We start from the raw sequence: 540 nt of genomic DNA, 5'->3' as shown, positions 1-540 counted from the left end.
CTCGGGCAGCCCCACGGATCTGCCTTCGCTTTGTCCCCAAACCTGACAAAGACGCGCGGCCGCTAAGGGAGGGGCTCATTGATCTGGAGATCGGCCTGCTTGGAACGTCCGCGCCGGAGATACGCACCCAGTTCCTGTTCCATGACAAGCTTGTCGGCGTGGCCCGAATTGGACATCCTCTTCTCGAGCGCGCGGCGGTGACCGCAGAAAGATATGCCGCCTGCGACCATGTCTTGGCGTCCAAGGATGGGGAGAGAATCGAGCCCGTCGATGCCGCCCTGGAGAAGCTGGGGCTTAAACGGGCGATAAGGGTCGTCGTGCCTGGATATCCGGATGCAATGCGGATTGCACGCCAATCGGATCTGGTCGCGCTGGTGCCGCATTCATGCCTGGGCAACAGCTTGACGAGCGATCTCCCTGTCACATCGGGTCTTGCGACCTTCGAAGTCCCGGTCCCCACGCCGGAGTTCAAGATATCGGCGATGTGGCATCCGCGAATGGACGCCGACCCGGCCCATCGCTGGCTTCGCGATACTGTGA

1 protein-coding gene is annotated in these 540 nt (G+C 61.9%); it reads left to right on the top strand.

Annotated elements, in window-relative coordinates:
* Positions 1-540, top strand: a 540-nt coding sequence (locus EN906_RS36550) for a LysR substrate-binding domain-containing protein (RefSeq protein ID WP_245484419.1), incomplete at both ends; no start/stop codon positions are given.

This window comes from Mesorhizobium sp. M7A.F.Ca.CA.004.06.1.1, assembly GCF_003999135.1.
Classification (GTDB): Bacteria; Pseudomonadota; Alphaproteobacteria; order Rhizobiales; family Rhizobiaceae; genus Mesorhizobium.
This window is presented reverse-complemented; position numbering and strand designations above follow the sequence as displayed.